The organism is Streptomyces sp. NPDC016469 (assembly GCF_040632905.1).
Taxonomy (GTDB): Bacteria; Actinomycetota; Actinomycetes; order Streptomycetales; family Streptomycetaceae; genus Streptomyces.
On the sequence record NZ_JBEYCQ010000026.1, the window covers coordinates 1 to 19,396 of the forward strand.

Sequence of the window (19,396 nt, forward strand, 5' to 3'; positions counted from 1 at the left end):
TCGCCCCCTCGGGCAGGGCGAACGGGTCGCCCCCGACACCGGCGAAGGTGCGGTCCTCCGCCACCCGGAACGCCGTGGTCACGCGTACCGCGGAAGATCCCTTGCGGCTCCACCCCCCGTATGCGGCAGACTTCCGCCCATGGACATAGCGATCCGGCCGGTCGATCCCGCTGAGCACACACTCCTCGGCCGGATCACCGCCGAGGCCTATCTCGGCGACGGTCTCCTGGACCTCGGCGCCGACGATCCGTACCTGACGCAGCTGCGCGACGTAGCCCGCCGGGCCGCCGAGGCCGAGGTGCTGGTGGCGGCGGACGCGCGGGGCCGGGTCCTGGGCGGGGTCACCTACGCCCCGCCGGGCAACCCGTGGTGCGACATCGCGGCCGCGGACGAGGCCGAATTCCGGATGCTGGCGGTCTCCCGCGAAGCCCGCGGTGCCGGCGCCGGCGAGGCACTCGTCCGGGCCTGCGTCGAACGCGCACGGGGTACCGCGGGCGTCACGGGAATCGTCCTGTCGACGCAGCCGGCGATGCGCGGGGCCCACCGGATCTACGGGCGCCTCGGCTTCGCACGGACCCCCGAGCGGGACTGGAACCCCATCGATGACCTCACGCTGCTGACGTACCGTCTGGACCTGCGTCCCCCGGAGTGAGAGCAGGCACGACACAACATGTGGGGGCTGTCCGGCCGGGCGGCCCCCACATGTATGCTCGTGCTCGCTGTCGCCGCAGGGGAATCCGGTGCGAATCCGGAACTGTCCCGCAACGGTGTATCCGGTGCGCAATCGCGCACCCGTGGAGTCCGAGGACCTGCCGACAGTGCATCCGGATCGACCGAGCCGGATGCCCAGACGTCCGGGCCTCGTGGGATGGGCCGGTGGACGCCGCACGGAGTGCCGCCCGCCCGGGCCCCCTCCTGCCCGGCTGCCCCCGCTCCCCGCCGGCCCAGAGCCGAGCGAGGGAGAGCACCACGTGACCATCGCGCCAGCCGATCCGGCCTCAGCGCCGAAGACGGCCGATTCCGAAGCCGCCGGACCCGCGAGCGACGGGCCCGGCACCGCACTGCTGCGGACCCTGACCGACCTCACCGCCGATCTGCCCGACACCGACCCCGGGCGCGTCGCCGCCGCCGCCCTGCGCGGCCGCAACGCCCGGTCGGACGAGGCGGAGCTGCGCTCGCTGGCCACCGAGGCCGCGGCGGGCCTCATCTCCGAGGACCCCGCCTACTCCCGGCTCGCCGCCCGGCTGCTCACCCGGTCCATCGCGGACGAGGCCGCGGCCCAGGGCGCCACCTCGTTCTCCGCCTCCGTCGCCGTGGGCCACCGCGAGGGCCTGATCGCGGACCGGACCGCCGAGTTCGTCACGCTGCACGCCGCCGCCCTGGACGCCCTGGTCGAGCGGTCCCTCGCGGACGGGGCCGACGACCGCTTCGGCTACTTCGGGCTGCGCACCCTGCACAGCCGCTACCTGCTGCGCCACCCGATCACCCGCCAGGTCATCGAAACCCCCCAGCACTTCATGCTCCGGGTCGCCGCCGGGCTCGCCGAGGACACCTCCGCGCGGGCACTGGACGAGGTCGCGGCGCTGTACGGGCTGATGAGCCGGCTGGACTACCTGCCGTCCTCGCCGACGCTCTTCAACTCCGGCACCCGCCACCCGCAGATGTCGTCCTGCTACCTGCTCGACTCGCCGCTGGACGAGCTGGACTCGATCTACGACCGCTACCACCAGGTGGCCCGCCTGTCGAAGCACGCGGGCGGCATCGGCCTCTCGTACTCCCGCGTCCGTGCCCGGGGTTCGCTGATCCGGGGCACCAACGGGCATTCCAACGGCATCGTGCCGTTCCTCAAGACGCTGGACGCCTCCGTCGCGGCCGTGAACCAGGGCGGCCGGCGCAAGGGTGCCGCCGCGGTCTACCTGGAGACCTGGCACGCGGACATCGAGGAGTTCCTGGAGCTCCGCGACAACACCGGCGAGGACCAGCGGCGCACGCACAACCTGAACCTGGCGCACTGGATCCCCGACGAGTTCATGCGCCGCGTCGACGCGGACTCCACCTGGTCACTGTTCTCCCCGGCGGACGTGCCCGAGCTGACCGACCTGTGGGGCGACGACTTCGACGCCGCGTACCGGGCGGCCGAGGCGAAGGGCCTGGCCCGCAAGACCATGCCGGCCCGCGAGCTGTACGGCCGGATGATGCGGACCCTGGCGCAGACCGGTCAGGGCTGGATGACGTTCAAGGACGCCTCCAACCGCACCGCCAACCAGACCGCCGAGCCGGGCAGGGTCGTGCACTCCTCGAACCTGTGCACCGAGATCCTGGAGGTCACCGACGACGGCGAGACGGCCGTCTGCAACCTCGGTTCGGTCAACCTCGGCGCGTTCGTCAAGGGCTCCTCGATCGACTGGGAGCGGCTGGACGCCACCGTGCGCACCGCGGTGACCTTCCTCGACCGGGTCGTGGACATCAACTTCTACCCGACCGAGCAGGCCGGCCGGTCCAACGCCCGCTGGCGGCCGGTGGGCCTGGGCGCGATGGGTCTCCAGGACGTCTTCTTCCAGCTGCGGCTGCCCTTCGACTCCCCCGAGGCCCGGGCGCTCTCGACCCGGATCTCCGAGCGGATCATGCTGGCCGCCTACGAGGCGTCCTGCGACCTCGCGGAGCGGTCGGGGCCGCTGCCCGCCTGGTCCGAGACCCGGGCCGCGCGCGGGGTGCTGCACCCTGACCACTACGACGTGCAGCTGAACTGGCCGGAGCGCTGGGAGGCGCTGCGGGCCCGGATCGCGACGACCGGGATGCGCAACTCGCTGCTCCTGGCGATCGCCCCGACCGCGACGATCGCCTCGATCGCGGGGGTCTACGAGTGCATCGAGCCCCAGGTCTCGAACCTCTTCAAGCGGGAGACCCTGAGCGGTGAGTTCCTCCAGGTCAACGGCTATCTGGTGGACGAGCTGAAGCGGCTCGGCGTGTGGGACGCGCGGACGCGTGAGGCGCTGCGCGAGTCGAACGGCTCGGTGCAGGGCTTCGCCTGGATCCCGGCGGAGGTGCGGGCGTTGTACCGCACGGCGTGGGAGATCCCGCAGCGCGGCCTGATCGACATGGCGGCGGCCCGTACGCCGTTCCTCGACCAGAGCCAGTCGCTCAACCTGTTCCTGGAGACGCCGACGATCGGCAAGCTCTCCTCGATGTACGCGTACGCCTGGAAGCAGGGTCTGAAGACGACGTACTACCTGCGCTCCCGCCCGGCGACCCGGATCGCCCGTGCCGCGTCCGGGGCCGCGCCGGCCGCCGCCCCCGTCCCCGTACAGCAGGCGCAGGCGCCCGACGCGGACGCCATCGCCTGCTCCCTGGAAAACCCCGAGTCCTGCGAGGCATGCCAGTAATGAGCACCACGACCGCCGAGAAGAACCTGCTGGACCCGGGATTCGAGCTGACCCTGCGGCCCATGCGCTACCCGGACTTCTACGAGCGCTACCGGGACGCGATCAAGAACACCTGGCACGTGGAGGAGGTCGATCTCCACTCGGACGTGGCGGACCTCGCGAAGATGACGCCCGCCGAGCAGCACCTCATCGGGCGGCTGGTCGCGTTCTTCGCGACCGGTGACTCGATCGTCGCCAACAACCTGGTGCTGACGCTGTACAAGCACATCAACTCCCCCGAGGCGCGGCTGTACCTGTCGCGGCAGCTGTTCGAGGAGGCCGTGCACGTCCAGTTCTATCTGACGCTGCTCGACACCTATCTGCCCGACCCGGACGACCGCGCGGCGGCGTTCGCGGCGGTGGAGAACATCCCGTCGATCCGCGAGAAGGCGCAGTTCTGCTTCCGGTGGATGGACTCGGTGGAGAAGATCGACCGGCTGGAGTCGAAGGCGGACCGCCGCCGCTTCCTGCTGAACCTGATCTGCTTCGCGGCGTGCATCGAGGGGCTGTTCTTCTATGGCGCCTTCGCGTACGTGTACTGGTTCCGCTCGCGCGGGCTGCTGCACGGTCTCGCCACGGGGACCAACTGGGTCTTCCGCGACGAGACCATGCACATGAACTTCGCGTTCGAGGTCGTGGACACGGTCCGCAAGGAGGAGCCGGACCTCTTCGACGACGCCCTCCGGCAGCAGGTCACCGACATGCTGAAGGAGGCCGTCGAGGCGGAGCTGCAGTTCGGCCGCGACCTGTGCGGCGACGGGCTGCCGGGCATGAACACCGAGTCGATGCGCGCGTACCTGGAGTGCGTGGCCGACCAGCGGCTCACCCGGCTGGGCTTCCCCGCGGTGTACGGATCGCAGAACCCGTTCTCGTTCATGGAGCTCCAGGGGGTCCAGGAGCTCACGAACTTCTTCGAGCGGCGCCCCTCGGCGTACCAGGTGGCCGTCGAGGGCACGGTCGCCTTCGACGACGACTTCTAGATCCTCGCCCAGCTCCTGACGTACGGACGCCGTGCGGCCCCCACCGGCCGCGCGGCGTCCGCCGTTCGGGGTGGACGGGTGCTCCGGTCCTGTTCCGCTTCGCGCAGCTCGCGGTCGATGCGGCGCTCGCGGGCCATGCCGACCAGCGCGGGCAGCAGGACGAGGGCGAAAAGTGCGGAAATGCCGAGGAAGTTCAGGAATGTGTTCATGCCTCTACTGTCCTCGTTCCGGCGAAGAAGCGGCAGTGGCAGGACTGTCATACGACATCGAATTACTGCCACACTGGGTCCATGCTGAACAACGTCGCCGCCCTGATGCTCGATGACGTCCACCCCTTCGAACTCGGCGTCCTCTGCGAGGTGTTCGGCCTCGACCGCAGTGACGAGGGCCTGCCGGTGCACGATTTCGCGGTGGTCTCCGGCGAGGGACCCCTGCTGCGGACCCACGCCGGCTTCACGATCAGCACCCCCTACGGCCTCGACCGGCTGGAGGAGGCCGACCTCGTCGCCGTACCGGCCGGCAGCCGCTTCGGGGAGCGCGAGTTCCCGGAGGAGGTCCTGACCGCCCTGCGCCGGGCCGTGGAGCGGGGGGCCCGGGTGCTCAGCGTCTGCTCGGGGGCGTACCTCCTGGGCGCGGCCGGGCTGCTGGACGGCCGCCGCTGCACCACGCACTGGCGGCACGCCGACGACCTGGCCCGCCGCTTCCCCGAGGCCGCCGTCGAGCCGGACGTGCTGTACGTGGAGGACGGGCCGGTCACCACGTCGGCGGGGACGGCGGCGGGGATCGACGCCTGCCTGCACCTGGTCCGCCAGGCGTACGGGCCGGCCGCCGCCAACACCATCGCCCGCCGGATGGTGGTGCCGCCGCACCGGGACGGCGGGCAGGCGCAGTACATCCAGCGGCCGCTGCCGCGCACCCGCTGCGACACGGTGGGCGACACGCTGGCCTGGATGGAGCGCCACCTCGACCGCGAGATGACCGTCGAACAGCTCGCCGACCGGGCGCACATGTCGCCGCGCACCTTCGCCCGCCGCTTCCAGCAGGAGACCGGGACCACTCCATACCGCTGGCTGCTGCGCCAGCGCGTCCTGCTGGCCCAGCATCTGCTGGAGACATCCGACGAAACCATCGACACCATCGCCGACCGGACCGGCTTCGGGACGGCGGCGGCGCTGCGCCATCAGTTCGTACGGGCACTGGATACCACCCCGCAGGCGTACCGGCGCACCTTCCGGGGGCCTTCCGCCATCACCGAGGCGGCCTGAGGTCACCGAGGCACATCCGATCATTCGTCCAACCGATCGGGCGACCTGTCCATGGACCGGGCCTTCACGCGCGCACCAGGGTCGGTGCCATGGACATGCGGAAGGCAAGACGAAGGACCGTCGGGGCCGTGGTGGCCGCGCTCGCCGCCACCCTGCTCCCCTGGCAGACCGCCTCGGCCGAGGAGGCCCCGGCGACGGCGCCCCCGCCGGAGGTGCTGCCCTCGCTGCGCCAGTGGCAGCCGGGCGGTGGCGAGTTCGTCCTCACCGACCGGGCCAGGATCGTGCTGGACGGGGTGCGCGAGCGGCGTACGGCGGAGGACGCGGCCCGGTTCGCCGGGGAGCTGGCGGGCGGGCAGCAGGTCTCCCGGGGCCGGGCGCGCACCGGTGACATCGTGCTGCGCCAGGACGCCTCGCTGAAGGGCTCGCTCGGGGCGGAGGGCTACCGGCTGGAGGTCGGCGACCGGGTCACGGTCACCGCGGCCACCTCGGCGGGTGTGTTCTACGGTTCGCGCACGGTGCTGCAGCTGCTGAACGACGACGGGCGGGCCGCGCGCGGTTCGGCGACCGACGTGCCCGCGTACCGGGAGCGCGGGGTCGGGGTCTGTGCCTGCTACATCAACGTGTCGCTGCCGTGGTTCGAGCGGCTGATGAAGGACATGGCGTCCCAGAAGCTCAACCAGCTCTGGATCGAGGCGAAGGTCCGCAGCGACACCGACCCGGAGTCGGCGTTCTGGGGCTACTACACCAAGCCGCAGATCCGCTCGCTGGCCGCGATGGCGAAGAAGTACCACATCGACCTGGTGCCGGAGATCAACTCCCCCGGCCACATGGACCCCTACCTGGAGAACCACCCCGAGCTCCAGCTCAGGGACAAGGACGGCACGGCTCCCCGCCCCGCCTGGACATCTCGCGGCCCGAGGCACTGACGTACTACACCTCACTGGTCGACGAGGCCCTGGACGTCTGGGCACCGACACCTGGCACATGGGCGCCGACGAGTACATGCTCGGCTCCTCCTACCCGGACTACCCGCAGCTCCAGGCGGCGGCCGCCGCGAAGTTCGGTGCCACGGCCACCCCCGACGACCTGTTCGTGGACTTCATCAACCAGGTCAACGCCCATGTGAAGGAGCGCGGCCGCTCGCTGCGCATCTGGAACGACGGGCTGCTGGGCCGCAACACGCTCGTCCCGCTGGACCGTGACATCACCGTAGAGCACTGGCTCGGCGGCGGTGCCATCCAGGAGCCGTCCGCCCTGCTGGCCGAGGGCCGCCCGGTGATGAACTCCGCCTACGCGCTGTACCTGGTGCGCGGCGGCTACACCACCAGGACCCAGCAGCTGTACGAGAGCGACTGGACGCCCCTGCGCTTCGAGGGCCAGACGCTCCCCGCCACGGCCGCGAACCTGACCGGCGCGAAGATCAGCCTGTGGCCGGACAGCGCGGCGGCCGAGACCGAGAACGAGGTCGAGGCGAAGGTCTTCATGCCGCTGCGCTTCATCGCCCAGGCCACCTGGGGCGGCCCGAAGCCCAGCGCGACGTACGCCGGTTTCGAGGCCATGGCCCGCCGTATCGGCCACGCCCCCGGCTGGGCGAACACCGACCGCGCCCCGCTGGCCGACGGCACCTACCGGCTGTCGTCCGGCGCGAAGGCGCTGGCCCCGGCCGCGGACGCCGGGGTCGCCCTGGTCAAGGGCGCCGAGGCGGCCTGGACGCTCACCGCGACCGCCGACGGCTACTACACGGTCCGCTCGGCGGACGGGCTGTGCCTGGACGCGGTACGCGGCAGGAAGTACCTGGGCGCCCCGCTGGAGGTGGGCGCCGAACTGTCGCTCGGCACCTGCTCGGCGGGCGCGCGCACCCAGCGCTGGCAGCTGGACGCCGGCCGCGGGGCGTTCGTCCTGCGCAACGCGATCTCGCAGCTGCGCCTGACCGAGCGCCCGGCGGACGGCGCGGCGGTGCAGACGACGGGCGGTACGCCGCTGCGGGCCGGGGCGTAAGCACGCGTGCGGGGCCCGCCGACGGCCGGCGGGCCCCACCGCGTGGCTCAGATACCGCAGTTGGGCGCCGACCAGTAATGGCTGGGGCCCTGGTTCACATGGACGTGGTCGTTGTGGTCCGGGTAGCCCGGGCCGAGGATCCCGTTGAACCCGTGGTTGCGGGCCTCCTTGGCGAGGGTGCAGAAGGCGATCCCGCCGAGGTCGGCCGCGTCACCGTACAGATGGCGGCTGTTCGAGGCACCGCCGGCGGCGCTGTTGCAGGACGTCGAGCGGAACCCGCTGTTGATGGTGATGGGCCGGTCGCCGAGCGCGTGGCGCAGCGCCTCCAGCTTCCACATGGTGCTCAGCGCGTTGGCCTTCGCCGTGGCCGCCGAGACCGCGCCGCCCGACCAGGTGCTGTTGCAGCGGTTCATCTCGGCGTACGTGAAGTGCGCCGGGGTGCAGTCGCCGTCCTGCAGGGCGTAGATCTTGGCCTGGGTGGCGGGGCCGGCGATGCCGTCGGCGGCCAGCCCGTAGGCGGCCTGGAAGCGCTTGACGGCGGCGGTGGTGGCGGGGCCGTACGAGCCGTCGACGGCCAGGACCGAGTTGTAGCCGGGGTATCCGGCGACCCGGATCTGGAGCTGGGCGACGTCGTTGCCGGTGGCACCCGGACTCAGGGTGCGCGTCCAGGTGTAGCAGTCGTCGGCCTGGGCGGTGCCGGCGGTGACGACGGCGCCGCCCCAAGCGAACGCCATGGTCATGACAAGGCTGAGCAGGAGTCGTACGGAACGTCTGATCACGGGAGCTCCCTACCACTGTCGAAGGTGTGCGCACGAGCCTGTCGGATGAGACGGGGCCCGTCAACTACGCGTGTAGAAACGGCGGTTGACGGAGAAGCGAACGCGGCGCGGGACGGGCCCGCGCCGCGTTCACCACAGCTCAGCCGTTCGGGACGACCTCGTAGCGCGGGGTGTTCTCCGCCATCTGCCGCAGCGCGTCCTTGCGCTCGCGCTTGGAGAGCCGGTCGATGTACAGGTAGCCGTACAGGTGATCCGTCTCGTGCTGGAGGCAGCGCGCGAAGTAGCCCGTGCCGCGCACCCGCACCGGGTTGCCCTTCGCGTCCTGGCCGCGCACCACCGCGTAGTCCGGGCGGGCCAGCGAGGCGTACGCCGTCGGCACGGAGAGGCAGCCCTCGCCGGAGTCGTCCAGAACCCGCGCCTCGGGCGGCAGCTCCTCCAGGACCGGGTTGCAGATGGCGCCGACGTGCCGCACGCCCTCGTCGTCGGGGCAGTCGTAGACGAAGACCTTGAGGTCGACGCCGATCTGGTTGGCGGCCAGGCCGACGCCCTCCGCCGTGCGCTGGCTCGCGAACATGTCGTCGATCAGCGCGGCCAGCTCGTCGCCGAACTCCGTGACGTCCTTGCACTCCTTGTGCAGGACCGGGTTGCCCACGACCGTGATCGGACGGGAGGTACCGCGCTCGCGGTGTGCCGTCTCGCGCGCCTCACAGTCCTCGGTGTCGATGAGGAAGCCCTCCTCGTCGACGCTGACCTGCTCGTCCGTCTCCTGCTGCGCCATGTCCGCCGTACGCCTTCCTCAAAACCCGAATCGGTGCGCGTACAGCCTACGGCCACGGGTCAGCAGACTTCTTCGAGATCGCGCCACTCGCGGCTGTCCGGGCTGTCCGCCACCCAGCCGTCCAGCAGCCCGCGCACCAGACCGGCCGGGGCCGCGAGACCGCACTCACGCTCCGGCACCCACAGCTCACCGGCCGTGCGGTGGCCCAGCGGGCCCGGATGCCCCGGTTCGCTGTGGTCGTGCGGGTCCAGGTGCTCGCCGTCGCCCTCGTCGCTCTCCATCCGGCTCTCCGAACAGGACCGGCACAGCAGCCGAACCGACGAGGACCAGTCCTCGGCGGCGAAGCCCGCGTCCGAGGCCAGCTGCTCCAGCGCGTCCCGGTCCGCCTCCGTGGCCGCTTCCAGCAGCACCACCCAGGTCGGCACGGGCGACGGGGCCCACAGCTCGATCTCGTCGAAGACCGGATAGGACGGGCCCGCCGCGGTGATCCGTTCGCCGTTCGGCACCCCGTCGTGCAGCACGACCTCGCCCCAGCGCCGCCCGGACGACGGCAGCGGGATCGACAGCACCTCTATGCGGGCCGGGTCGAGACGGCGGCCCCACACGACCTCGGCCTCGCCCTCCGGCGACAGCCGTACCGCCGCGCTGCCCAGCTCCATGCCCACCGGCTCGCTGCCCGCGGCCGGGGTCTGCTGCCCGCCACCAGGGACCTTCAGGCCGTACGCCTGCCAGGCGCGGCGCGCCAGCGGCCAGTCCTGGAGGGCGGTCGCGGCGATGCCCACGTTCCACCAGTCCGGCGCTCCGGACTCCTTGTCGAGCAGGGCGACGGCCCGCAGCCCGGCGGCCCTCGCCTGTTCCCAGTCGTGCCGGAACTTGTGCAGCAGCGCCAGGTTGAACCACGACTCGGAGAGCCAGGGCTCCAGGTCCGCCGCGCGTGTCAGCAGCGCCCCCGCGTCCTCGTACCGGCCGTCGCCGATCAGCGTGAACGCGCGGTCCGTGGCCTGCCGCCAAGAGGCGGACGGCCGATGCCGTACCTTCCCGAAGATCCTCACGATTCCCGCCTGTCCCGACTGGACACCCTCGTTCTACCGCTCTCTTCGCATCCAACCATGCCGGGCCGGACGCCCGCTCATTACCCATCGGTTACCCGGGCGGGACGGGGGTCAGACCGCCCCGGGCCAGAACCCGGGCCAGGGACTCCACCACCTGCGGCTGGTAGTCGTGCCCGGTGCCGAGCCTGAGCTGTTCCAGCGCACCCAGTGGCCCGGAGAGACTTTCCCCGCTGAGGTCGTCGTATGCGTTCACCGCCCGGACGATCCTGGCGGACAGCGGCTGCTCCCGGTAGGGGTCGGCCTGCCGCTCCACCACGACGGCGACCTTCGCGTCCACCCCGGTCTGCCGGACCACCGCACCGCCGAGCAGCGCGATCCGGCGCTGCTCGGCGGTGGGCAGCAGGGCCGTCGCCCCGTCCGGCACCGGGTCGACCAGGGAGAGCTGGCCGATGTCGTGCATCAGCGCCGCGTACTCCAGGACGGTGAGCTCGGGCCCGGACAGGCCCATCTCGCGCCCGACGGCCGTGCACAGCTCGGCGACCCGGCGGGCGTGGCCGTGCGGGGTGTAGCCGGCGATCTCGGTGGACCGGGCGAGCGAGGCGATGGTCTGCCGGTACGTGGTGCGCACGGCGGCGAACCGGCGGTACGAGAGCTGGGTGAGCAGCAGCGGTACGCAGAGCACGGGCAGCGCCCACAGCCCGGCGGCGGCGACCCCGAGCGCCATGACCGCACCGGTCGCGCAGACGGCCGAGCCGATACCGGTGAGCGCCCGCAACTCGACGCGGAGCAGCGGCCCGTACGGCGCGGGAGCGGCGCGGGAGCCGCGCGGCCGGGTGCCGGCCCGCAGCAGGAGCGCGGCGAGCACGGCGTCGCAGAGGGCGGTCAGGCCGAGCAGCAGGAGCAGGAAGGCCGCGTAGTACGGACCGTCGCCGAACCACCGCTCGCTGGCGCCCGCGTTGTACAGCGGCTGGAAGCAGACCGCCGCGAAGGTCACGGTGAGCAGCCGCCGGGCCACCTGGTCGGCACCCGGCCCGTCACCCCGCGCCAGCTGCGGCACCGAGGCGACGAGCTGGGCGGCGGCCAGGACCGCGACGACCTGGAGGACCCCGTGACTGGTGGGGTGCCCGCCGCTGCGCCCGAGCAGGGCGTACGCGAGCGCCCCGGCGGCCCCGAGGGGCGCGGGCTCCCGCTCGCCGGGCAGGGCACCCCAGCGGGCCAGCTCCCCGATGGTGATGAGGGCGCCGAAGGCGAGGGCGTGCCCCGGATCGTGGACCCCGCGCCACAGGGTGTACCCGAGCCCGGCGGCGGCGAGCACGAGGGCGGCACCGCGCAGGCCCAGGGTCGCGGGCCCCGGGGTCACCGCGGCCCCTCGGTGCCGTCCGGCCGGGGGCCGAGGGGTTCCTTGAGGGCCCCGGCCTCGTGAGCGCTCCGGCCGCCGTCCTCTTCCCTCGGGGGCGGCAGCTGCGCGTCGTCCGCCGTGACGGCCCCGAACCAGCCGTACCGCTCCAGGCCGCGCGCCAGGGCCCGCACCATCCGCGGGTCGAACTGCGTGCCCGCGCACCGCTTCAGCTCCTCCACGGCGACGGGGACCGGCCGGCCCCGCCGGTAGGAGCGGGTCGAGGTCATGGCGTCGAAGGCGTCGGCGACGGCGACGATGCGGGCGCACTCGGGGATGCCCCGGCCGGAGAGCCCGTACGGGTAGCCGCTGCCGTCGAGGCGTTCGTGGTGGTGCAGGATCGCGGCCCTGGCCTCGCCGAGGAAGCCGATGCCCCGGACGATCTCGTGCCCGTACTCCGGGTGCAGCTCGATGACGCGCCGCTCCTCGGGGGTGAGCGGGCCGTCCTTGCGCAGGACGCGGGTGGGGACGCCCAGCTTGCCGACGTCGTGGAGGATGCCGGCGAACCGGAGGACCTCGACGCGTTCCCGGTCCAGGCCCAGTTCGTGCGCGATGAGGACGGAGGCGCGGCCGACCCGTTCGCTGTGGCCCCGGGTGTAGGTGTCCTTGATGTCGACGGCCTGGACGAGCGCCCTGATGGTGGCCCGGTGCGCGGCGTGCTCGCGGTGGTACTGGGCGTAGACCCAGCAGGAGATGTACATGGGCAGCAGGACGAAGAGCGCGGCGAGCGGCCCGTACGAGCTGTTCCAGAGGACGGCCATCATCAGCCCGGCGAGACCGTGCACCAGGTGCGGGGCGAGCGAGCGCGGCAGGAGTCCGCGCCAGGCGCGGCGGACCGGCAGCTGTTCCGCGACGAGCAGGATCGAGCCGTCGAGGGCGGCGAGCACGGCGCTGAAGGCGAGGGCCGCCGCGCAGACGGGCAGCAGCGCGTAGGGGAGGTCCGGCGGGCTGCCGAGCGCGGCGGGCCCGCCGAGCAGGGCGTGGACGCGGGCGGCCGCCCAGACGGCGACGGCCAGCTCGGCGGCGCGCCAGATCCGGCGGGCGGCGGCCGGCGGTTTGCCGGCCCGGCCCGCGAGGGAGCCGGGGACGGCGACGAGCGCCGCCGCCGGGGGCGGGAGCAGGAAGGCGGCGGCGAGCAGCAGCGGAAAGAAGGAGCCGGCGCCGACGAAGCCGACCGGGAAGGGGCGGCGGCCGAGGAGTTCGCAGGCGAGGTAGAGCCCGGCGAGGAGGGCCAGGGTGGTCCACGGGGTGGCGGCCTCGGGGCGCAGGGCGGGCCCCGCGCACACGACCGCGCCGAGGGTGACGGCGCCGATGTGGGCCCGCGCCGCCCCGCGTGTCGCTCTCACCCTCGCTCGCCCCCCAGCTCCGCTCGTGAAGGGGCCACGCTAACGAGCGGGGCGATCCGGGCGGGTGCCGTTGGGGGCGATTAGCACGTTCGGGTGAAGCGCGGGAGGTCTACTCCTTGGCGGCGCTGGGTACCTCGGGGCCCGAGACGCTGACGTCCTGTTCCGGCACCGCCTGTCCCGAGCGGATGAGGTCGATGCGGCCCATCACCTTGGAGCGCAGGTCGGCCGGCACGTCGTCCTGGCCGCAGCAGCGCTTCACCAGCTTCTTCACGGCCTGCTCAAGGCCGTACTTCTCCAGGCAGGGGGAACACTCGACGAAGTGCGCCTCGAACTTGGTGCAGTCGCTGTCGGGCATCTCCCGGTCGAGAAACTCGTAGAGGTGATCGAGGACCTCTGCGCACTCCGTCTCGTGCGGCTCTCCGCAGCTCATGAGCCCGAGCCTTTCCGATCGTCCGACTCACCGGCGCCGGCGGGGACGAGCCCGCGGTCACGGGCGTAGTCCTCCAGCATGCCGCGCAGTTGACGGCGGCCCCGGTGCAGTCGGGACATCACCGTACCGATGGGAGTCCCCATGATGTCCGCGATCTCCTTGTAGGCAAAGCCCTCGACATCGGCGAGATAGACCGCGATGCGGAACTCCTCGGGGATCGCCTGCAACGCGGACTTCACGTCCGAGTCGGGCAGGTGGTCGAGGGCCTGCGACTCGGCGGAGCGCAGCCCGGTCGACATGTGCGACTCGGCGCGGGCCAGCTGCCAGTCCTCGATCTCCTCGGCGGCACTGCGCTGGGGTTCGCGCTGCTTCTTGCGGTACGAGTTGATGAAGGTGTTTGTGAGGATGCGGTACATCCACGCCTTGAGGTTGGTCCCCTCACGGAACTGGTGGAAGGAGCCGTACGCCTTGGCATACGTCTCCTGGACCAGGTCCTCGGCGTCCGCGGGATTGCGCGTCATGCGCAGGGCCGCCGAGTACATCTGGTCGAGGAAACCGAGGGCGTCGCGCTCGAACCGCGCGTTGCGCTCGGCCGTCGTCTCCTGCGGGCGGCCGTCGTCGGTCCCTGTGTCGGTCCCAGTGACCGGACCCACCTCCTCCAACGCTGGGGCGGAGCCGAAACCGGACCCGCTCGAATCGGAGAATAGTCGACCTTGGTCCGGCGCGGGCTGTCGATCCGTTCCGCCGAGTGACCGCTCGGGAGTGGTCTTGGCCGCGTGCAGGACCGTCCACTCCAGGTCAGCGGTGTTCGAGCGACGTGGGCAGATGGTCGAACCCATGCGACGGACTCCCTCTCCACTTACGACGTTGGCGTACCGATGTCCGTCACAACAGCGGCCCCCCGCCGGGCATTCCCGGGCCCGCGAGGGGCGCGCGTCACGCCAGATCCGCCAGCCACCCGGTGACCGACGCGGTGAGGATTTCCATCGCCCGCTCCTCGGTGAGCCCGGACCTCTTCGGTACGGCGAAGCCGTGGTCGCCGTACGGCACCTCGGTGATCCGGTAGTCGCCGGGCGGGAATTCGGCGGGCTTCCCGAACGGGTCGTTGCCGCCCTGGACGACGAGCGCGTCCACCCCGCAGCCCAGCAGCTCGTCGGCCCGGGTCTTCTCGGGGCGGCCCGGCGGGTGCAGCGGGAAGCTGAGCGCCAGGACCGCCCGGGCGCCGAGGTCAGCGGCGGTGCGGCAGGCCACGCGGGCCCCGGCGCTCCGTCCCCCGGCGACGACCGGCAGCCCGGGGGCGGCGAGAGCGGGCCAGAGTCCGCGCCAGCCGGTGTCCAGAGTCTTCGGGGCGGGCGCCAGCTTCTTGCCGGCCACCCGCCAGGGCTGCTCCACGAGGGCGACGCTCACCCCGTGCGCGGGCAGGGCGGCGCCGAGGGCCTTGAGGTCGCGGGCCTCGATGCCGCCGCCGGCGCCGTGGCCGAGGGCGAGCACGAGGCGCGGGGCGGGGGCGGGGGCGGGGGCGGCGAGCCAGGTGACGCGGGCGGTGCCGGCCCCGGTCTCGACGGTCTCGGCGCGGGGGGTCACGTCGTCGGAGTTCACGGTGCCCATCCAACCAACACCCGGTGGACGGTACGGGGATGGCGCGGGGCCCGTCGCGTGCAGCTCAGAAGAGGGTGCTCACCTCGGGCTCGGCCAGCTCGTCCTTCAGCTCGGGGCCGTTGTTGCGGACGTTGCTGACGGCGGTCGCGACCGGGTAGGCGCGCATCAGGCCGGGCGGCGGCGGTGCGAGCAGGGCGCGCAGCTCCTCCGGGTCGGTGCGGGAGGGGTCCAGCCAGTCGTCCCAGCGGTCCGGGGTGAGCATCAGCGGCATCCGGGGGTGGATGTCGGAGAGCGAGGCCGGTCCTTCGGCGGGGGCGACGGCGAGCGGGGTGGTCTCCGCCTCGGTGGTGATCACCGAGCAGGTCACCCACCACGCCTGCGGATGGTCGTCGGGCAGGGTGCGGTCGCGCCAGAACTCGTACAGACCGGCCATCGCGAAGACCGAGCCGTCGGCCGGGGTCACGAAGTACGGCTGCTTGCGGGGGCGCTTGCGGCGCCCCTTCTCCTCCAGCTGCCGCTCCTCGGCGCCGGTCACCCACTCGTAATAGCCGTCGGCGGGCAGGATGCAGCGCCGGGAGACGAACGGGCGGCGGAAGGACGGCTTCTCGTGGACGGTCTCCGCCCGGGCGTTGATCATCCGGGCGGCGCCCTCCGGGTTCTTGGCCCAGGACGGGACGAGCCCCCATTTCAGTGCCCGCATCTGGCGAACCGGGCGCTGGTCGTCCGCGTCCTTCACAGGACGTTCCAGTACGGCGTAGACCTCCTTGGTCGGCGCCACGTTGTAGTCGGGCTCCAGCGTCTCGGCCGGTTCCCACTTCTCCACCTGGAAGAGTCCGGTCAGGTCCTCGGGCCGCCGACTCGCTGCATACCGTCCGCACATAAGTGCCAGACTGCCACGACCGCCGTCCCGAACGGATCCCGATCCGGCAAGGAGCCGCCCGCCCCATGGACAGCACCGATCTCGGCAACCTGTGGGACCGCGTCACCGGCACCCAGCCCGCCCCGGAGCAGTGGCTGGTGGTGGTGACCGCGACGGCGGCGCTCATCGCGGTCGTGCCGAACATCCTGTGGCGGATGTCCCGGAACGCGATCACCATCGCGCACGAGGGCGGCCACGGACTGATCGCCCTGCTCTCCGGCCGGCAGCTCTCGGGCATCCGGCTGCACTCGGACACCAGCGGCCTGACGGTGAGCCGGGGCAAGCCCACCGGGATCGGCATGGTGCTGACCGCGGCGGCGGGCTACACCGCGCCCTCGCTGCTCGGGCTCGGTGGCGCCTGGCTGCTGGTGGACGGCCGGATCACGCTGCTGCTGTGGCTGGCGACCGCCCTGCTCGCGGTGATGCTGGTGATGATCCGCAACGTGTACGGGGCGCTGACGGTGATCCTCACCGGCTCGGTGTTCCTGCTGGTCTCGTGGCTGGCCTCGCCCGCCTGGCAGTCGCTGTTCGCGTACAGCGTGGTCTGGTTCCTGCTGCTGGGCGGTGTACGCCCGGTGTTCGAGCTCCAGTCGAAGCGGCGGCACGGCGGGGCTCCGGACTCCGACGCGGACCAGCTGTCCCGCCTGACCGACGTCCCGGCGGCGCTGTGGCTGTTCCTCTTCCACGCGGTGTCGCTGTGCTCCCTGATCGGCGGCGGGCGCTGGCTGCTGGGGCTGTGACCGGGCTCATGCCGGGGCAGACCTCCAGGTCCTGTCCGGAGTTCCCCGTCGTCCGCGCGGAGCGCGGGCGCGGCGGCGGCCGGTGCGTGCGATCGGTGTGCGGGACCGCAGGTCATGTGGCGGAGCCACCTGTCCTGCGCCCCCGTGCGGCGAGCGTGCGTGCCGGGCGTCGGGGCGCAGGCGGGGAACTCCGGACAGGACCTAAAGTGAGCGCATGACCGAAAGCGCCGTGCACCCCGCCCTCTGGCCCGCCCCCTTCGCGAGCGGGGCCGTCGACGCGACCGTCACGGTGCCCGGTTCCAAGTCGGTCACCAACCGCGCGCTGGTGCTCGCCGCGCTCTCCTCGGAGCCGGGCTGGCTGCGCCGGCCGCTGCGCTCCCGGGACACCCTGCTGATGGCGGACGCGCTGCGCGCGATGGGCGTACGCATCGAGGAGACGGTGTCCTCCAGCTCCTCGGCGACCGGCGCGGCCGGCGGTCCTGAGGCCGCGGGCGAGGCGTGGCGGGTCATCCCGGCCCCGCTGCACGGCCCGGTCACCGTAGACGTCGGCAACGCCGGTACGGTCATGCGCTTCCTGCCCCCGGTGGCCACGCTCGCCGAAGGCCCCGTCCGCTTCGACGGCGACCCCCGCTCCTACGAGCGCCCGCTGACCGGGGTGATCGAGGCCCTGCGGGTCCTCGGTGCCCGGATCGACGACGACTCCCGGGGCTCGCTGCCGATGACCGTGCACGGCGGCGGCGCGCTGGACGGCGGGCCGGTCGCGATCGACGCCTCCTCGTCCTCCCAGTTCGTCTCGGCGCTGCTGCTCTCCGCGCCGCGCTTCAACCAGGGCGTGGAGGTCCGGCACACCGGCGACCGGCTGCCGTCCATGCCGCACATCCGGATGACCGTCGACATGCTCCGGGCCGTCGGCGCGCAGGTGGACGAGCCGGAGACCGGCGGCGAGCCGAACGTCTGGCGGGTCTCCCCCTCGGCGCTCCTCGGCCGGGACCTGACCGTCGAGCCGGACCTGTCCAACGCCCAGCCGTTCCTGGCGGCGGCGCTGGTCACGGGCGGCCGGGTGACCATCCCGGACTGGCCGCTGCGCACCACGCAGCCCGGTGACGCGCTGCGCGACATCTTCACCGCGATGGGCGGCAGCTGCGAGCTCACCGAGCACGGGCTGACCTTCACCGGCTCCGGCCGCGTCCACGGCATCGACGTGGACCTCTCCGAGGTCGGCGAGCTCACCCCGGGCATCGCCGCCGTGGCCGCCCTGGCCGACTCCCCCTCCACGCTGAGCGGCGTCGCCCATCTGCGGCTGCACGAGACGGACCGGCTGGCCGCGCTCACCAAGGAGATCAACGAGCTGGGCGGCGACGTCACCGAGACGGCGGACGGCCTGCACATCCGCCCGCGCCCGCTGCACGGCGGTACCTTCCATACGTATGACGACCACCGGATGGCCACCGCGGGGTCCGTCATCGGCCTTGCCGTCCCCGGAGTGGAGATCGAGAACGTGGCGACGACCGCCAAGACCCTGCCGGACTTCCCGCAGATGTGGACCGGAATGCTCGGGGCCTGAGACATGCGCCGCTACGGCAAGAACCCCGACGAGGACGACATCCGCGTCCGCCCCAACCGCAAGGGCAACCGTCCGCGCACCCACATCCGGCCCAAGCACGAGGACGCCGAGGACGGCATGGTCCTCACCGTGGACCGGGGGCGCCTCACCGTCCTGGTCGGCGATCGCACGATCGTCGCGATGAAGGCCCGCGAGCTGGGCCGCAAGGCGGCGGTGGTGGGCGACACCGTCTCGCTCGTCGGCGACCTGTCCGGCGACAAGGACACCCTCGCCCGGATCGTCCGCATCGGTGAGCGGCGCTCGGTGCTGCGCCGGACGGCGGACGACGACGACCCGTTCGAGCGGGTGGTCGTGGCCAACGCGGACCAGCTGGCGATCGTGACCGCGCTGGCCGATCCGGAACCGCGTCCGCGCATGATCGACCGGTGCCTGGTCGCCGCGTACGACGGGGGGCTCTCCCCGCTCCTGGTGCTGACCAAGTCCGACCTGGCGTCCCCGGACGCGCTGCTGGGCGCGTACACCCCGCTGGGGGTGCCGTTCGTCGTCACCAGCCGCGAGGAGCTGGAGAACGGGGACGCGGCCGACCGGGTCCGCGAGCAGCTCGACGGCCGGGTGACGGCCTTCGTCGGGCACTCGGGCGTCGGCAAGACCACGCTGGTCAACGCGCTGGTACCGAAGGAGAAGCGGCGCACCACGGGAGTCGTGAACGCGGTGACCGGCCGGGGCCGGCACACCACCACGTCGGCCCTGGCGCTGCCGCTGCCGGGCTACCGGGGCTGGGTGATCGACACCCCGGGGGTGCGCTCGTTCGGGCTGAACCACATCGACCCGTCGCGCGTCATCAACGCCTTCCCGGACCTCCAGCCCGGTACGGAGGAGTGCCCGCGCGGCTGCACCCACGACAGCCACGAACCGGAATGCGCGCTGGACGCCTGGGTGGCGGCGGGGCACGCGGACCCGGCGCGGCTGGACTCGCTGCGCCGCCTGCTCTCCACCCGTAACAGGCGCGAGGGCGACTGATCGCCGACCGGGCCGGGAACGTTTGCGATCACTCGCTTCCGGTAAGTGCATAATCACGCCCAGCGGCACCGGCCGGTGCGGGCGGTGGGCTATGCGGGAGGGTGCGGA

General features: G+C 72.6%; 19 protein-coding genes and 1 riboswitch. Of the genes, 9 read left to right on the forward strand and 10 right to left on the reverse strand.

Annotated features, from left to right (window positions below; all coding sequences use genetic code 11):
* The first annotated feature begins 139 nt into the window (after window positions 1–139).
* The 3 genes from ABZ565_RS26120 to ABZ565_RS26130 all read left to right on the forward strand — a co-directional run bounded on the left by ABZ565_RS26120 (window position 140) and on the right by ABZ565_RS26130 (window position 4,402).
* Complete coding sequence (locus ABZ565_RS26120) at window positions 140–652, forward strand: GNAT family N-acetyltransferase (protein WP_361031579.1); 513 nt, start codon at window positions 140–142, stop codon at window positions 650–652.
* A 41-nt stretch (window positions 653–693) separates the two neighbouring features.
* A riboswitch (cobalamin riboswitch) is annotated at window positions 694–832 on the forward strand.
* Window positions 833–971: 139 nt separating this feature from the next.
* Entirely contained in the window at window positions 972–3,383 is a 2,412-nt protein-coding gene (locus tag ABZ565_RS26125) for a ribonucleoside-diphosphate reductase subunit alpha (protein ID WP_361031582.1), read from the forward strand.
* A complete protein-coding gene (locus tag ABZ565_RS26130; RefSeq protein ID WP_361031585.1) occupies window positions 3,383–4,402 on the forward strand; it encodes a ribonucleotide-diphosphate reductase subunit beta in 1,020 nt (339 codons plus the stop codon). The genes ABZ565_RS26125 and ABZ565_RS26130 overlap by 1 nt, the downstream gene beginning before the upstream one ends.
* Here the strand turns inward: ABZ565_RS26130 and ABZ565_RS26135 are convergent.
* A complete protein-coding gene (locus ABZ565_RS26135) occupies window positions 4,399–4,611 on the reverse strand; it encodes a hypothetical protein (RefSeq protein WP_361031588.1) in 213 nt (70 codons plus the stop codon). The two genes, ABZ565_RS26130 and ABZ565_RS26135, sit on opposite strands and share 4 nt — an antisense overlap.
* Before the next feature lie 81 nt (window positions 4,612–4,692).
* Here ABZ565_RS26135 and ABZ565_RS26140 point away from each other — a divergent pair, with 81 nt between their 5' ends.
* The 3 genes from ABZ565_RS26140 to ABZ565_RS26150 all read left to right on the forward strand — a co-directional run bounded on the left by ABZ565_RS26140 (window position 4,693) and on the right by ABZ565_RS26150 (window position 7,665).
* Window positions 4,693–5,667 carry a helix-turn-helix domain-containing protein gene (locus ABZ565_RS26140; protein WP_361031591.1) on the forward strand — a complete coding sequence of 325 codons (975 nt, stop codon included), beginning with the start codon at window positions 4,693–4,695 and terminating at the stop codon, window positions 5,665–5,667.
* An 89-nt stretch (window positions 5,668–5,756) separates the two neighbouring features.
* Window positions 5,757–6,593: a beta-N-acetylhexosaminidase gene (locus ABZ565_RS26145; protein WP_361031594.1), complete on the forward strand. Its 837-nt coding sequence runs from the start codon at window positions 5,757–5,759 to the stop codon at window positions 6,591–6,593.
* Window positions 6,594–6,651: 58 nt separating this feature from the next.
* The gene (locus tag ABZ565_RS26150; RefSeq protein WP_361031597.1) at window positions 6,652–7,665 is read left to right on the forward strand and encodes an RICIN domain-containing protein; all 1,014 of its coding nucleotides are present in this window, start codon (window positions 6,652–6,654) and stop codon (window positions 7,663–7,665) included.
* 47 nt (window positions 7,666–7,712) lie between these two features.
* Here ABZ565_RS26150 and ABZ565_RS26155 read toward each other — a convergent pair whose 3' ends face one another.
* The 9 genes from ABZ565_RS26155 to ABZ565_RS26195 all read right to left on the reverse strand — a co-directional run bounded on the left by ABZ565_RS26155 (window position 7,713) and on the right by ABZ565_RS26195 (window position 15,925).
* Window positions 7,713–8,444: a D-Ala-D-Ala carboxypeptidase family metallohydrolase gene (locus ABZ565_RS26155; RefSeq protein ID WP_361031600.1), complete on the reverse strand. Its 732-nt coding sequence runs from the start codon at window positions 8,442–8,444 to the stop codon at window positions 7,713–7,715.
* A 139-nt stretch (window positions 8,445–8,583) separates the two neighbouring features.
* Entirely contained in the window at window positions 8,584–9,222 is a 639-nt protein-coding gene (gene def / locus ABZ565_RS26160) for a peptide deformylase (RefSeq protein WP_361031603.1), read from the reverse strand.
* A 59-nt stretch (window positions 9,223–9,281) separates the two neighbouring features.
* Window positions 9,282–10,274 carry a hypothetical protein gene (locus tag ABZ565_RS26165; RefSeq protein ID WP_018549909.1) on the reverse strand — a complete coding sequence of 331 codons (993 nt, stop codon included), beginning with the start codon at window positions 10,272–10,274 and terminating at the stop codon, window positions 9,282–9,284.
* 91 nt (window positions 10,275–10,365) lie between these two features.
* Window positions 10,366–11,634 carry an HD domain-containing protein gene (locus ABZ565_RS26170; protein WP_361031607.1) on the reverse strand — a complete coding sequence of 423 codons (1,269 nt, stop codon included), beginning with the start codon at window positions 11,632–11,634 and terminating at the stop codon, window positions 10,366–10,368.
* Complete coding sequence (locus tag ABZ565_RS26175) at window positions 11,631–13,016, reverse strand: HD-GYP domain-containing protein (protein ID WP_361031610.1); 1,386 nt, start codon at window positions 13,014–13,016, stop codon at window positions 11,631–11,633. Before ABZ565_RS26175 ends, ABZ565_RS26170 begins: the two co-directional genes overlap by 4 nt.
* Before the next feature lie 109 nt (window positions 13,017–13,125).
* Window positions 13,126–13,446, reverse strand: coding sequence for a mycothiol system anti-sigma-R factor (rsrA, locus tag ABZ565_RS26180; protein WP_361031613.1), 321 nt, complete (start codon window positions 13,444–13,446; stop codon window positions 13,126–13,128).
* Complete coding sequence (locus tag ABZ565_RS26185) at window positions 13,443–14,099, reverse strand: sigma-70 family RNA polymerase sigma factor (protein WP_018105559.1); 657 nt, start codon at window positions 14,097–14,099, stop codon at window positions 13,443–13,445. Before ABZ565_RS26185 ends, rsrA begins: the two co-directional genes overlap by 4 nt.
* A 283-nt stretch (window positions 14,100–14,382) precedes the next feature.
* Window positions 14,383–15,054 (reverse strand): alpha/beta family hydrolase, encoded by a 672-nt coding sequence (locus ABZ565_RS26190; protein WP_361031616.1) that lies wholly within the window; start codon window positions 15,052–15,054, stop codon window positions 14,383–14,385.
* 55 nt (window positions 15,055–15,109) lie between these two features.
* Window positions 15,110–15,925, reverse strand: a complete 816-nt coding sequence (locus ABZ565_RS26195; protein WP_361031619.1) for an SOS response-associated peptidase — start codon at window positions 15,923–15,925, stop codon at window positions 15,110–15,112.
* A 65-nt stretch (window positions 15,926–15,990) separates the two neighbouring features.
* On the opposite strand from ABZ565_RS26195, the gene ABZ565_RS26200 reads away from it, so the two are divergent.
* From ABZ565_RS26200 to rsgA, 3 genes are all read left to right on the forward strand, one after another.
* Window positions 15,991–16,704, forward strand: coding sequence for a M50 family metallopeptidase (locus ABZ565_RS26200; protein ID WP_361031622.1), 714 nt, complete (start codon window positions 15,991–15,993; stop codon window positions 16,702–16,704).
* 214 nt (window positions 16,705–16,918) lie between these two features.
* On the forward strand, window positions 16,919–18,268 hold the full coding sequence (gene aroA / locus ABZ565_RS26205) for a 3-phosphoshikimate 1-carboxyvinyltransferase (RefSeq protein WP_361031625.1): 1,350 nt from the start codon (window positions 16,919–16,921) through the stop codon (window positions 18,266–18,268).
* Window positions 18,269–18,271: 3 nt separating this feature from the next.
* Window positions 18,272–19,288 (forward strand): ribosome small subunit-dependent GTPase A, encoded by a 1,017-nt coding sequence (gene rsgA / locus ABZ565_RS26210; RefSeq protein WP_361031627.1) that lies wholly within the window; start codon window positions 18,272–18,274, stop codon window positions 19,286–19,288.
* Window positions 19,289–19,396 lie beyond the last annotated feature (108 nt).

What these genes read in the sequence shown, in the direction of transcription:
- ABZ565_RS26120 (WP_361031579.1), top strand. Translation starts at nt 140, where the DNA reads ATGGACATAGCGATCCGGCCGGTCGATCCCGCTGAGCACACACTCCTC.
- ABZ565_RS26130 (WP_361031585.1), top strand. Translation starts at nt 3,383, where the DNA reads ATGAGCACCACGACCGCCGAGAAGAACCTGCTGGACCCGGGATTCGAG.
- ABZ565_RS26135 (WP_361031588.1), bottom strand. Translation starts at nt 4,611, where the DNA reads ATGAACACATTCCTGAACTTCCTCGGCATTTCCGCACTTTTCGCCCTC.
- ABZ565_RS26140 (WP_361031591.1), top strand. Translation starts at nt 4,693, where the DNA reads ATGCTGAACAACGTCGCCGCCCTGATGCTCGATGACGTCCACCCCTTC.
- ABZ565_RS26145 (WP_361031594.1), top strand. Translation starts at nt 5,757, where the DNA reads ATGGACATGCGGAAGGCAAGACGAAGGACCGTCGGGGCCGTGGTGGCC.
- ABZ565_RS26150 (WP_361031597.1), top strand. Translation starts at nt 6,652, where the DNA reads ATGGGCGCCGACGAGTACATGCTCGGCTCCTCCTACCCGGACTACCCG.
- def (WP_361031603.1), bottom strand. Translation starts at nt 9,222, where the DNA reads ATGGCGCAGCAGGAGACGGACGAGCAGGTCAGCGTCGACGAGGAGGGC.
- rsrA (WP_361031613.1), bottom strand. Translation starts at nt 13,446, where the DNA reads ATGAGCTGCGGAGAGCCGCACGAGACGGAGTGCGCAGAGGTCCTCGAT.
- ABZ565_RS26190 (WP_361031616.1), bottom strand. Translation starts at nt 15,054, where the DNA reads ATGGGCACCGTGAACTCCGACGACGTGACCCCCCGCGCCGAGACCGTC.
- ABZ565_RS26195 (WP_361031619.1), bottom strand. Translation starts at nt 15,925, where the DNA reads ATGTGCGGACGGTATGCAGCGAGTCGGCGGCCCGAGGACCTGACCGGA.
- ABZ565_RS26200 (WP_361031622.1), top strand. Translation starts at nt 15,991, where the DNA reads ATGGACAGCACCGATCTCGGCAACCTGTGGGACCGCGTCACCGGCACC.
- aroA (WP_361031625.1), top strand. Translation starts at nt 16,919, where the DNA reads ATGACCGAAAGCGCCGTGCACCCCGCCCTCTGGCCCGCCCCCTTCGCG.
- rsgA (WP_361031627.1), top strand. Translation starts at nt 18,272, where the DNA reads ATGCGCCGCTACGGCAAGAACCCCGACGAGGACGACATCCGCGTCCGC.